Here is a 13,060-nt window from a genome sequence, read left to right as displayed (position 1 = left end):
CCCCTCGATTTCTTAAAGGTTTAATGAATCTCGCTTATTTTTTTACTTTTAATGTCTCTCATAATATTTTTTCTAACCCTTTTTTTATGGTCATCACTTTTTTTATCATTAGATGTATTGTTTTGTAAAAATGATACGATTTCATTAACAGTTGTAAATCTGTAGAGGTCAATCACTGTTAATTTCTTTCCAAATTGCAATTCAATCTTCTTTGAAAGGCTTAGAACCGCTAACGACGAACCACCTGCATCAAAGAAATTTGTATCGTTATCAAAATTCGAATGACCAAGAATTTCCTCCCATACTGTATAAACAGCATTTGCCACTGGATTACTTGTCATACTTTTTTCATTCTTACTTCTATTAATTTCGTAATTAAAAAGATTATTTTTGTCAATTTTCCCGTTATTATTCATCGGAATCTTATGAATATACTTCACGGCTACCCGTCTCATAAAAGGGGGTAGTTCTGATAAAAATAAACGTTTGATTTCATCATTTATTAAATCTATCTCTTCTTCAGTCTCAGGAACAATGAAGATAAAAAAGTCATACGCACTACAATGAAGCTCTTCTATAGAGTTACTAAAATCTTTTTTGGATAATAAACAATAGTTTTCAATGCCAGAAATTTTTCTTAATATATTTTCATATTCTTTTGGTTCAACACGAAATCCACTTATTTTAACTTGACTATCTTTTCTTCCGATGTATTGGAGATCTCCCTCAACCGTTTCACGAACCAAGTCACCTGTACGATATTTGGATAATTCCACACTAGCTCCTCGATAGCCACTAAATAATTGAGGTCCTTTTAACACTAATTCCCCTATTGCACCTGCTGGAACTTGTCCTCCATAATTATTGACTATTTCAATATCAATATTAACTAGTGGCTTACCAATATTAGACTGGACCTTAACATGACTGATATCTTTATAAGTAGAAACTGGACAATTTTCTGTAGGTCCATAAGTATTTAGTAACCTAATACCCTCACGAGTATTTGTTTGCCACTTATTCAGAATATCTAATCTATAGTCTTCTCCTCCTATTACAATCATTTCGAGAAAATTCAGTGTCTCTAACAAGTTAATAGAAGCTTCCGTAACAATAAAGTGCCAAAATGCTGTGGGTAAGGTAACGAAGCTTATTTTTTGTTCATTCAAAAAATTGATAAAGCGGTCTGGATCTGCTTTTAGATGTTCAGGCATTATAACCATTGTGGAACCAGTAATCAGCCAGGAAATTAGTTCTTCAATAAAAATGTCAAAGGAAATATTAGAGAAACTGAGTATACGAGCAGGTTTATCCAATTTATAAGCGACCTCAATTTCACTTGCATATGATGAAAGTGCTTCTTTAGTGATTTTTACACCTTTTGGATTACCAGTAGATCCAGATGTATACATAATATATGAGACCCCCGCAAGTTTTTCAGCGAGATAAGACCCCTTGTTTACTAGGCGGAGTTGTCCATCGGAAAATATTCTTAGTTGTATTAATTTTTTAGATTTTTCTAATAGGAAATTCTCTGAATCCATAATTAAAACAGATGCACCTGAATCTTCAATCATATGACCCAATCGATTTTCTGGATAATTTGGGTCAAGAGTGACAAAGCAGGCCTCTATTTTCATTATTGCAATTAATAGTGAAAATAGATTTGGTCCCTTATTAAGCAATAGGGCTATAACAGATCCTTTTCCTGCCCCTATTTCCTTTAAAGCGATTACGTATTGTTCTGATTTTAAATCTAATTCAGCATAGGTTATTCTTAGTCCATCCATTTCCAGCGCGGGCTGTTCTGGATTGTTTCTTATTTTATCTCGAAACCTGCTTAAAAAATCAATTGGTACAATCGAGTCTGTTACTAAATTGGTTGTCTTCAATGGAAACGAGAAACTTAATACATTCGCTTGTGGTAACTCAACTAGATTCCATAAAATTGTTTGAAAGGCCGTTGCCATTCTTTCAATGAACTCTTTTGAAAAAATATCTTCACTGTATTCCCAATAAAGTTTTATTCCCGACTTACTTATATAGCAATTTAATGTTAAGTCAAATTTAGATGTATTGTGTTCGAGTGAGTATCTTTCTATACTCACATTTTCAAAGCCATGTTCGAAGTCTGTTTCATTTTGAACAGATAACATAACTTGAAAAATAGGATTACGTGACGAATCTCTAGGGGGATTTAATGCTTCTACTAACTTTTCAAACGGATATGCTTGATGCTCTATTGCTTCTATGAAATTTTGACGACACTGATAAAATAAATCTTCAAATGTTGTTTGCTCATCCACTTTAGTTCTTAATACTAAAGTATTTACAAACAATCCAATACAATTTAAAAATTCAGCATCATCACGATTCATGACTGGTACCCCAATAACCACATCTTCTTCGCCACTATACCTTATTAATAACGCAGAGAATGCTGAATAAACACCTTGCAGTAATGTTGCACCACGATTTCTACAGAAAGTCTCGAAATTTTTTAATAAACGACCTTCAATCTCTGATTCAACAACTCCACCTTTATATGTTGGTATAGACTTTCGGCAATTATTCTCTGGGAGATTATGATAAAATGGTATCCCTCCAAGCTTGTTTATCCAGTAATTTTTATATTTGTCAAATTCTCCTCGATGGATAGATTCATACTCAATTTTTGCGTATTTCGAATACTGAGTAGCAGGGCTTAAAAAAGTGAAGTCATGATTTTTTTTCAGACCATTATATGCTTCTATAAGCTCTTTCATAAGGATGTTTTCAGACCAGCCATCAAAAATAATATGATGAAGTGATATTAAAAGAAATGAGATAGTATCTGTATGTTTTACTAAGCGAATTCTTAATAAAGAATCCTGAAAAATATCAAATGTAGCCTTATATGATTTTAATAAATATTGATTTACTTCTTGCATATTCTCTTTGTATACAATCTCAAAATTAACTTTGACTTGATTATGAATCTTCTGATAAAATTCATTATCTTTTTCTACAAAATTTGTTCTAAAAGCTTCATGTCGATTTACGAGTAGTTCAAATGCCTGTTTTAATATTTGCGGCTCAATTTTCCCGTGTAACTTGTATACCGATCCTAAATTGTATAGATTTTGGTTTTCACCAAAACTATCCATCAAACACATTCTACTTTGAGCAGAGGTAACCGGAATCAACCCGGTCGCCTCCTCATTGTTCACTATTTCTGAGCGTTGTGTCCCCTCTTGTAATAGTTCCATTAGGGCCTCTTTATTTGCCCTAACTTCACTGAGAATATCAGCAGGTATTTTGTCCTTGCTTTTCAACTTTAATTGACCATGTTGAATTTCCAGAAACATACTATTACTTTTTAGTTTTTCAAGCAAGATTGTAAGGCTCATACAGTTTCCTCCTCTGCAATCTCATCCTGATTATTTTTATAAATACTTGATAGTAAAATTTCTGTCTTAAAATTGTTATCAATAAATTCAGTGAATTGTTTAAAGCTACTATGGACAAAAACATCACGAATCTTAATTTTAATTCTATATTGCGATGCAAGATCACTAACAACTTGGGTTGCAAGCATAGAGGAGCCACCCATTGAGAAAAATGTATCAGTATCTTTCGGTATATTTTTCAGTTCCAAAATATCGCTCCATATTTCATATACAATGGCTTCCGTAGGATTAAGTGTTCTTGTATCCTTGCCAGGCTCAATCTGAGTGAAAGTATCGCTTTGAGACAGTAATATTTTTTTATCTATTTTCCCATTTGAAGTGAGCGGGAACGATTCCACCCAGGCTATTCTATTAGGCATCATATAGTTAGGAAATTTTTGTGAAAGCTTACTAATTAAATCATCTTGTGTTTCCTTTAATTTCAAAGACTCCTCACCAGTAACAAAACCTATTATTTTCGATTGTTTTTTATCAATTAGTACTAAAGTATTTTCTATTCTGTCATCCTGATTTAGTGCTTCCTCAATTTCACCTGTATTTATCCTATAACCATTTATTTTGAACTCGTCAACCATACGTCCAACATATGTGAATCCCTCTGAATCTCTAGTCACTATATCCCCAGTTTTATAAATTCGTTTATTTTCAGGGCCTATTTTAATAAATTTTTGATTTGTTTCTTCAATAGAGTTAACATAACCTTCACTTAAGCTCTCCCCAGCGATACAGAGTTCTCCTGTTGCATCACCTGTTAGCAAGCAATCATTATCCATTATAAATAACTCAATATTGTAAATTGGTGTTCCTATGGAGATATTCGTTTTCTTGAGATCATTAGCGCAAACTTGCTTCACACAGCAGCCTACTGTTGCTTCAGTTGGTCCATATTCGTTAAAGAATAAAGAGTTAGGAAATGCCTCCATCCAGGGTGCTAAAGTCTTACTAGTTAATGCATCCCCACCTATTACAAAGGTATGTTTTACATTACTAACTTTTTCTGTACATCCTAGTGTGTGTAGTGCATCTAAATGAGCAGGTGTAATTTTAATAAGCAATCTCTTATCACTTGTCTTAATAAGCTCTTCAAGGTTTCCTAGTGTGTCTTCTCTAGGAATAATAATTATTGGCTTCCCTATAAATAAAGGGAAAAGTGAAGAAGTTATAGTCGCATCAAAGGACAATGGACTATGCATTACTGCTATTTCAAAGTCATTTTGCATATAAACATCCTTACACCATTCTAAATAATTGAGTAATGCCCGCTGAGAAATTTGAACTCCTTTTGGTTTTCCCGTTGTACCTGAAGTAAAGATTATATATGCGATATTATCCATACTTGGAACATATCCTGAAATGCTTGGCCCTTTTCCAGCAAAAATTTCATCTAGCTCCGTATTAGTTATTTGCAAAGTTGAAGATAAGCTGAAATCGATACTATCCCCAACAATTAAATCAATCTTTGTATCCTCAAATGTTTCCTTTGAACGCATCTTTAAATATTCCGAGTCAAGTGGTACAAATGAAGCCCCTAATTTTAATGTCGCCAAAACGCTTACAATTTGTTTTATCGAAATATCTAGATTTATAGCAACTAAAGAATTCTCTTGTACGCCTTTTTGTAGCATGGCAAAAGCAACTTTTGATGCTAATCGATTAAGTTCATCAAAGGTAACTTGCTCGTCTTTAAATAATAGAGCATTATTCATGGAAATATTTTGAATACTCTCTTCCACTTTATTAATTAGTGGTAATTGATTAATTAATTTGGTACTATTCGTCATTTCGCACTCATTCCCTTTGTTTTTAATCTCATACCTTTCTAGTGGTACTTCAAAAATATTTTTAGAAATATCTTTTATGCACTCATCTAATAAGGTTTCAAAAGAATCTGCTAGATTCTGAATTGTTTCTGGTTTAAATAGGTCAGTTGCATATTCCCAGATCATGTGCAATTCTCCATCAATTTCTTTGCTGTTTAACGTTATATCAAACTTCGCTGAATCATACCATAATGGCATTGGATCAACTGTGCTTCCTTCTAGCATAAACGTTGATTCATCCGTATTCTGCAGGATGAACATAAGTTGAAATAATGGAGAATAACTTAAATTTCTATTTGGAGCATACTTATTTACCAGATAATCAAAGCCTACTGCTTGGTTAGAGAAAGCAGCAATATCAGTTTCTTTGACATGTTTAAAAAGATCTTTGAAAGTAAATTCATTATTAAGCTTGGTACGAAGTACAAGTGTATTTACAAAAAATCCAATAAGCATGTCCAACTGTGGCGTATACCTACCGGCTGTCGGTGTCCCTACCGATACATCATTTTGATTACTTTTTCTCGCAACTAGCAGAGTAAATATTGCGTGAAGCCCCATAAATAAAGAAATTCGATGTTCATTACAAATTCCCTTAAAATCATCAATTTTGGTCTTACTAATTGACTTTGTAATATATCCACCTTGATAACTAGGGATGTCTGGTCTTTGAAAATCAAGTGGGAGCTTGTGAAGTTCAGATATTCCACTTAATTGCTGATTCCAATATTCCTTGGAATCAGTAAGACTTTTTTGTGCCGCTTGAGAACGATCCCATAGTGCATAATCTGCAAATTGAATTGAAAGTGGTTCTAAATTCACTTCTAAGCCATTACTCAACTTATTATATACCTCTGATAATTCATTAAAGAAAATAGATTCTGATGAACCATCAAAGATGATGTGATGGAATGTAAATAGCAAGTAATAAGTACTACTATTCTCAACATGAACAATTGTTACTCTAAAACAATTTCTACTTAAATCAAATGGATGGTTATAATGCTCATAAATTAGTTCTTTTAAATCTTTATCCTCATGATTTTCCGCAATGAATAACTCATTTATAGTTAGCTCCACCTCATCTTTGATATCTTGAAAAACTTGTGAATTAGACAAGTAGAAACTCGTTCTTAGTATTTCGTGACGATTTATTAAATATTGAATTGATTGTTTAAAGCTTATTAAATCAAAGGACCCTTCTAACCTAAATAAATGTCCAATATTATAAGGATTTGAATCTACAATTATCTGCTCTAAAATCCATAGCCTTTCCTGTGACCAGGAAGCAAGAACAGGCGTTGTTACAGCTCGTTTTTCAATAATATCGTTAGTTTGATGGCTGATGCTCTTAGAGCTACCATCTATAACTTTTGCTAACTCTTTAATGGAGGGAGCATCAAAAATATCTCCAACATTTATATCAACGGAGATTTCTTTCTTAATGAGATAAGAAAGTCTAGTTGCCATTAAGGAATTTCCACCGATTTCAAAAAAACTAATATTACGATCAATGGCAGCTTCTTTCCCAATAACTTTAGAGAAAAGTTTTGATAACGCTATTTCAGTAGGACCTTCTGGTAAGTTAATCTCAGAAGATTCTTGATTCATAGATAGGGCAAGTAATTTTTTTGTATCAAGTTTCCCCGTACTATTTAAGGGGAAATTTTCAACCTGAATGTATTTTGTTGGTATCATATGTTCAGGTAAAATTGTATTCAAATGCTTTTGAATAAAGCTTGTATCAGATAGAGAACCTTCTCCTTTTTCAAGAAGAGGATTATTAGCAAATTCCTTTAACGCTTTTTGTTCATAATTTTTTGTAGTCTTACTTCTAAGGTAACTATCTATTAATGCTTTATCTTCATCTCTATTGACAATGATTAATTCAATAAACTTTTTGTCTTCCGTATCGTGCTGAATCATTAAATTGAATCCATGCTGCTCTGCAAAAGAATTAATCATATAAATATCTGAAGTTTCAAGCACATTTTTACTCTCAATAAAGGTAAGTGCCTGACCAAACTGATGATTATTAAGTTTTTCATAAATCCATGATTCTTTTAAATAGGGAATTTTCTGTATTACTGTAACTTTTGATAATGTAGTCAAAAAATGTTCAAACATATTAAAATCAGTTAATAATCCAAACTCAGCTTTATAGTCTTCATATGTTAAGGTATTTATTTCTCCATCATGTACTGTATGATCGCTTAAAAAATCTTTATCCGTATTCAATGAAATCTTAACATCATATCTGAATCTCACTAGCTCGTTTGAATACATACTCTTTCTAGGGATTATCTCGATGTTCGCTATTTGTGAAAATTTATTTTTTAATACAAAAAATACCTGAGGTGAAAGTAAAAGTTCGTTTTCTCCCTTAATCCTAGCCTTTACTTTTTCAGTTAGTAAAAATAAATCTTCCTCACTCAATTGATCTTGCATCTCATTTAATCGATGCAATTCAACAGAAGTATGGAATGCTTCTATTAAGTCGTAATTTCTGACATCACCAATAATGATTTGTTTAACAGTCTTAATTTCTAAAATACTTGAAATAACTCGCTCTAGGTACTCCATAGAAGGAAAGTACTGAATAACCGAATTAATTACAACTGTGTCGACATTTTCTGCTTCAAACAAATCCATATGCTTGGATATTCCATCCGCTTCCTCACATAAGAATTTTAAATTATTGAAACCAAAATGATTTTTAATTTCGTTGTTATGTTCGATAATTTTTTCTGAGAAATCAATTCCAATATATTTGTCACATAACTCATTTAAAGTAAAAGCAAAAATGCCAAACCCACAACCAATTTCTAAAATAGAAGAGGGATTATTTGACATAATAATATCAACAATATCATTTAACCAAGACTTCATTTCAGTTTGTGGAATTTGTTTCCCATCATATGAACTTAACCATCCACTTATATTAAATGTGGAAAGCTCTGCTTTTTCGGTATAGCTATAGTTATAGAAATCTTTCCATAGCTGTACAAATTCTTGGCCATCACCCTGCTGCTCATCATTTTGGATTTTGGTATAAAATAGAATCAGTTCATCTGTTGTAGACATAGAGTTAATCAGAGCCCTTGAATCCGAAATAAATGGTAATGAATTTGTGTGTGTTTCAATTTCACCTAATTCAATACGGAAACCTCTAACTTTAACCTGGTTATCCTTCCTTCCTTTGTATTCAAAATATCCTTTATTTGTCCAACGAACTAAATCACCAGTATTATAGACTCTATACTCTTCTTCTAAAACTTTAATAGTCCCAAATCTATCACGATTTTTAGAATCTTCATTTAGATAGCCACTCGCAACCTGATTACCTGCAATATGGAGTTCACCAAAAACACTTGGTGGAACAATTTTTTTATTGTTATCAAGAACAAAGTATTTGTGTCCAGCAAAAGGTGACCCTATTGGGACCGGAAACTTCGAATTGTGTTCAGTTATGTCAATAGATAAACAACCAATAGTGACCTCAGTAGGTCCGTAATGATTGATTAACCTAACTCCATTCGATTTACAACTTTGCTGAACTTGTTTTAATAAATCTTTTTCCAGTTTCTCTCCGCCAAAAACAAGTAAACTTTTTGGCAGTAATGGTTCCACTGAATAGTCTTCAATAAGTGCTCTAAAATGGCTTGGAGTAATCTTTAGGAAGTCAATTTGCTTGTCCGATAAAAAGGACGAAAAAGAAATCTTATCTAGTTTTACATAATCATCATTAGGGATGACCAAAGTTCCACCTGTGCAAAGAGATAAATAAAGAGTTGTATTTACAAAGTCAGTAAGCATGTTAGAATGCCAAGAAAATCTCATTCCATTTTTAAGTGAATGCTTATTTATTAATGTAGAAACGTAATGTGAAATATTTTTTCTACTAATTTTTACTCCTTTTGGAAGCCCTGTTGTTCCAGAAGTAAACATAACATACGCAATGGACTCTGGATTAGGTTCAGGAAGTACTACATCTGTTTTTAAAATTGAGAATAATTCAACCAAAGAAGCTTGTTTGATTCCCATATCTTGAAGACCTTCTATAGAAGTTGGTGTCAATAACCATGTAACATTTGCTGAATGGAGCATATGTTTTAAACGAGGCATTGGAATATCCCCATCTATAAATGTATAAGTAAAGCCTGCAGTTAATACTGCCATCATTGCAATTACTGCATCACTTGAGATTGGATAATTAATAGCAATAGTTGCTTCTTTTTCTAGGATAAGTCCCCTCAACCGCTCAGCAAGGTCTCTTGAATCTCGAATGAGAGTGTCGTAGCTTAATGTTTCTTCTCCTTTTTCAACAGCTATATGCTTATTATTTATAGCTAGCTTACCTATATATGAACAAATATCGTTAACGGAAAAATCAGTTAATTCCGGTTCTTTAAAATCACCAATCACTAATTTTTCAGATGTAAGTTGTAAATCGCATATTTTTGTATTAATATTTAGCAAGAAATAATCCAAGATTTTTTCAAAATAGGCTATCCACAATTCCATTGTTAATCGTTCAAAATGATTAAGAGAATATATCCATTCAATATTGAAGTCGGTTCCTTCAAAAACATGGATTTCAATTTCAAATCTCCCAAAAGGTTGACCTTCATACATTAATGTACTTTGAATATTTTTAAGCTTTGGATCTGGTCCTGAGTTATTTTGATATGCAAGTACCGTCTGGAATAGAGGATTAACAGATTTTTTTCTTTCAGGTGCAAGCTTTTCAACAATTTTTTCAAAAGGAGCTTGCTGATATTCTAAACAAGAATTCACATTTTGCTTCATCTGCCCAAGTAATTCTTCAAGCGTTGCATTGTTTTCAATTGAGGATCTAACAGTAATCATATTTACAAAAAAGCCTACTAAATTTGCAATCTCTTCTTGCTCTCTGTTTGCAACTGGGCTACCAATCACTATATCCTCTTCACTTGATAATTTATGCCAGAGAACAGCTAAAATGGTGTGTAGACCTACAAAGGGAGTGGTGCCATGTTTATAGCAAAGTTCTTTAAATTTATTTACCTTTTCTGAAGGAATTCTAAATGATATTGAGTCACATTCTTTAGAATCTTTATGTGTATCATCATAATCAAATGGTAGGCTGTGATGTGTAGGAATATTTTCTAAATACTCTTCCCAGTAATTTAATAAAGATTCCAGTACATCATTTGAGATAAAATCTCTTTGCCATTTTGAATATTCTTTATATTGAAGATTCAAAGGTTTTAGAGTGGTTTTTCTACCTTCAATTGTCGCATTATAATATTCACCTAAATCAGCCATGAAGACACCAATAGACCAGCCGTCCCATACGATATGATGTACATTTAATATAAAATAGTAGTTTTCTTTTACTCCTTTTATTAAAGTTGCACGTACTGGAATTTCTGATGACAAATCAAATTTCCAAGTACCTTCCTTTTGGGCTTCCTTTCTTACAAATCCTTCAGTGTCATTTCCCTCAAAATGAATTATAGGAAGTTCGCCTTCTAAATTATCGAGTACAATTTGGCTAATACCATTAGAATCTTCCTTATAAATAGTTCTCAAAACTTCATGACGAATTAATACTTTTTTAAAACTCTCCTGAAATGCTTCTATGTTAAGTAAACCTTGAAAGTGGAAAATGGCAACGGAATTGTACTCTTGACCAGCACTAGAAATTTTATCAGCAAGCCAAAGCCTCTCTTGCTGGAAGGAAAGCGGAATATTGGTATTATTCGCTTCAGGTGCTTCAATTTTTTGATGCCCCTTAAATATAGAAGCGATTATTTTTAGCTTATTGGACTTGATAAAAGACCGCTCATTTTCCGAAAGTTTATAGGCTTTTGAATAGGTTTTCAGTCTACCTTCAGAAGTAAAAAGGTATACGCCTTTATTTTCTAAATCATTAATAAAGTCTTTAATGTAATCCACTTAATGATTCTCCTTATATATTACATTTAAGGTTTTTATCTTCCGATTTTTTGTAGGATTACCTTATAAACCTATTGGTATTAACTCAAATATTTTAAGATACTTGGATAAATAACGGGAGAGGTTGTGACGTTTTCTTCTTTAGTTTCTAAGCTTGTAGCCGAAAACTAGAACCTCTCCCTATTTAGTTGTTTACGAATGTGAAAACTTTATAATTTGCCCGCTGTATCTAAAAAAGCTAGCGATACTTTTTTGTAGGGTTGCAACCAATCCTATCTCTTCGAAAGAAGGTTTTGCTATGTTTTATCACATCACAGATATTATTAAACCCATAGGTTACTTAAAGCTTTATCCTTCTGAGGCTTTTTGTTACACAATTATCTTGAACGATTGGTTTAGAAAGATTTTTCATTTAGTTAGTCCTCCAAAAAATATTATGTCTTTAAAGAATTAACTTCTTGTATCTTTGCCTTATCAACAATTAAGAAAGGAATGTGAATAATTACCTTTAATATCATTCCGCCAATAAGTGTTAAAACCGCTAGGGTTATAGAACTATTAAAAAGATAGCCGAATAGCGAAAATCCCAGCATTCTGCCTAAACTATTAAACATCATTACCATTGACATCCCCTTACTCATATTACTTGTACTAATATTCTGTTGTAAGAAGCTGCTGAAATAAACGCCATAATAGCCAAAACATAAGTAGATTATAAACATACAGCTAGCAAAGAACCCGACTCTTAAAAGTGAGTGGTTTTCTAGAATCGATAAGGTATTAGCGCTTAATAAGAACGAAAATAAGAGTGCCCCCATGATCATCCCGATCATTCCAACCAACAAGTTTTTTGCCACACCTAGCTTTTTAAAATAAGGAACAAATAACACTGAAACCAGACCACCAATAGAGGCAACCATTTCTACAACACCATACTCTGTGGGATGTCCACCTAAAACAGTATTTATTAAATATGGTGTACCAATTAAAATAAATGGTAGTAGAAAAAGATGTGTAGTAAATCCATTTACAAAAAGAGAAGTAATTCTCATGTCTACAGTAAACAAGTCTTTAAATCCAATTAATTCTGTCTTAATAATATTTCCTAATCCCTTTAATTCTGATTCCTTCTTTTTCATTTGGTATGGTATACCAATCTCATATAAAATCGAAATGGCAAAACATAGAACAATAAATACCGCCACAATGTATATACCGAAAAACGAATAAAGTACGGTTCCTAATATAGGGCCAATTAATCTTGCAACCTCCCCCAACCCACTCAGTGAAGTATTTAAATCTACTAACTTATCTTTTTCCACCAACTCAGGTAGAATACTCGAAAAACTAGTTGATAAAAAAGATTCAAAGATAGCAAATAGTATTACAACAGCATAAATAATATTTATCTGATACTCTGGCTCAACAATAAATAAACTTAAAAGGAATAGGGCTCCGATAATTACTCTGGCACCATCACATATAACTATTATTTTCTTTTTGTCAAAACGGTCACAAATAATACCAGTTAAAATTCCTAAAACAAAGTAAGGAAGTGTACCCATAAGTAATGTTAATCCAAGGGCACTTGGACTTCCTGTTAATTTAAGAACATATAAAGAGAGTGCTGCCGTGAATGCCAAGGTACCTATTCGTGAAGTAAGTGCTCCAACAATAATTTGTCGATTAATCTTTTCTTTAAAAACGTCAACAAAATATCCATATACTAGTTTCATAGTTATCCCCTCAAAAATAATTAATCGTCACATTTTTACTATATCACAAATTTTATGTAAAATGTTACATTTTTTTCCGACATCATCCGACAAGAAAATAGATTATTTTGAATAA

The 13,060-nt window shown here is 32.4% G+C and carries 3 protein-coding genes; all 3 read right to left on the bottom strand.

All coding sequences use genetic code 11. The annotated features are described in order from the left end of the window. Nucleotides 1-20: 20 nt before the first annotated feature. Nucleotides 21-3,389: a non-ribosomal peptide synthetase gene (locus TY13_RS10370; RefSeq protein ID WP_042475212.1), complete on the bottom strand. Its 3,369-nt coding sequence runs from the start codon at nt 3,387-3,389 to the stop codon at nt 21-23. Next, nucleotides 3,386-11,209: a non-ribosomal peptide synthetase gene (locus TY13_RS10365; protein ID WP_042475209.1), complete on the bottom strand. Its 7,824-nt coding sequence runs from the start codon at nt 11,207-11,209 to the stop codon at nt 3,386-3,388. Before TY13_RS10365 ends, TY13_RS10370 begins: the two co-directional genes overlap by 4 nt. Before the next feature lie 434 nt (nt 11,210-11,643). After that, complete coding sequence (locus TY13_RS10360) at nt 11,644-12,945, bottom strand: MFS transporter (RefSeq protein WP_042475208.1); 1,302 nt, start codon at nt 12,943-12,945, stop codon at nt 11,644-11,646. Between the last annotated feature and the right edge of the window lie 115 nt (nt 12,946-13,060).

Origin of the sequence: Bacillus ndiopicus, from assembly GCF_000612805.1 — a bacterium.
In the GTDB taxonomy this organism is placed as follows: Bacteria; Bacillota; Bacilli; order Bacillales_A; family Planococcaceae; genus Metasolibacillus; species Metasolibacillus ndiopicus.
Note: the sequence above shows the minus strand (reverse complement) of the source record. Positions and strands in the feature narration are given on the sequence as shown.

Coding starts and splice junctions, on each gene's coding strand:
- TY13_RS10370 (WP_042475212.1), bottom strand. CDS start 3,389: ATGAGCCTTACAATCTTGCTTGAAAAACTAAAAAGTAATAGTATGTTT.
- TY13_RS10360 (WP_042475208.1), bottom strand. CDS start 12,945: ATGAAACTAGTATATGGATATTTTGTTGACGTTTTTAAAGAAAAGATT.